Here is a 1,742-nt window from a genome sequence, read left to right as displayed (position 1 = left end):
CGGTGATATATGCTCTAAGTGACTTCTTAATCATGATTTTGTCATGGTTAGTGAAGCAATCACTTAGAGCATTTTTGTTTCAGGAGGTACAGCTATGAGAAACGAAAAAATCACCCCACTGTACGAGCGCCTGAGCCGGGACGACGAGTTACAGGGTGAGAGCAACTCCATATCCAACCAAAAGCAGATGTTAGAGGATTTTGCTCGCCGGAATGGGCTGCCAAACCCTACGCACTTTACCGATGATGGTATCTCAGGCACCCGTTTTGACCGCCCCGGATTTTTGGCGATGATGGAGGAAGTGGAGGCAGGGCGTGTAGAGGCAATCGTCATCAAGGACATGAGCCGGTTAGGGCGCGACTATCTAAAGGTCGGTCAGGTCATGGAGGTTTTGCGGCAGCGCGGCGTCCGGTTAATTGCCATCAACGATGGCGTGGACAGTCTGAAAGGCGACGATGATTTTACGCCCTTCCGCAATATCATGAATGAGTTTTACGCCCGCGACACCAGCCGGAAAATCCGCTCTGTGTTTAAGTCAAAAGGCATGAGCGGTAAGCACCTGACAGGCACCGTGATTTACGGCTACTTATGGGACGAAAAACGGAAGCATTGGCTGGTAGATGAGGAAGCTGCCGAAGTGGTACGCCGTATATTCTCCCTCACGCTGGAGGGATATGGGCCTTACCAGATCGCCTGCAAATTATCCACAGACCGGATTGAAATTCCTGTCGTACACCTTGCCCGCTTCAACGAGGGTGTGAACCGTTCAAAGCCGGTCAAAGACCCCTATGGATGGGGGTCATCTACCATCGTGAACATTTTGAAAAAACGAGAGTATTTAGGGCATACCATCAATTTCAAGACCCGCAAGCACTTTAAGGACAAGAAAAGCCACTATGTTTCTGAGGACGAATGGACGATCTTTGAGAATACCCATGAAGCCATTATCGACCAGCAGACCTTTGATTTGGCGCAGAAAATCCGCAGCAATGTACGGCGTTATCCAAACGGCTGGGGCGAAGCGGCTCCCCTCACAGGTTTGCTCTATTGTGCCGATTGTGGCGGCAAGATGTATGTCCACCGCACCAACAATGGCAGGCGGATTTCTCAATATACCTGTTCCAATTATACCAAAGTTCCGTGTGGGACACTATGCCCTACACAACACCGTATCAATGAGAGTGCTGTTCTGACATTGGTTTCTGACACGCTCCGGGCTATCGCTGAATATTCCAGAAATGACCGGACGGAATTTATTCACACCGTTCAGGAAACGCAGGTTGCTCAACAGAGTGCCGATATATCGAAAAAGCGCAGGCGTCTGGCTGCTGCTCAAAAGAGAGCCGGAGAACTGGAAAAACTGATTTGCAAAATCTATGAGGACAATGCCCTCGGCAAGCTGCCGGATGCACGATATAGGGCGCTTGATGCACAGTATGCCAAAGAGCAGGACGCACTTGAGATTGAAATTGCGGAGCTGGAAAAGGCTGTTACCGGCTATGAGCAGAGCCAGAAATCCGCAGAGAAATTTATAGCCCTGATTGATAAGTATGAGAATTTTGACACGCTGACAAACACCATGCTCAACGAGTTTGTAGAGAAAATCCTTGTCCACGAACGCGCCCGAAAAGGCAGTCAGGACACCACGCAGGAAATTGAAATCTACTTCAATTTTTTAGGACGCTATATCCCACCATCCTTACAGCCGGTTCCTTTAACCCCGGAGGAACAGGAAGAACTGC

Annotated in this window: 1 protein-coding gene; it reads left to right on the top strand. The window is 49.4% G+C overall.

The genetic code is table 11. The annotated features are described in order from the left end of the window. Window positions 1-94: 94 nt before the first annotated feature. Window positions 95-1,742: recombinase family protein (locus tag DWW13_RS18380; RefSeq protein ID WP_118720816.1), on the top strand; the 1,648-nt coding region annotated here is incomplete at its 3' end.

It is taken from the genome of Blautia sp. AF14-40, from assembly GCF_003479665.1.
Lineage (GTDB): Bacteria > Bacillota > Clostridia > Lachnospirales > Lachnospiraceae > Fusicatenibacter > Fusicatenibacter saccharivorans.
The sequence above is the reverse complement of the archived record's forward strand: the minus strand, read 5'-3'. Positions and strand labels throughout refer to the sequence as shown.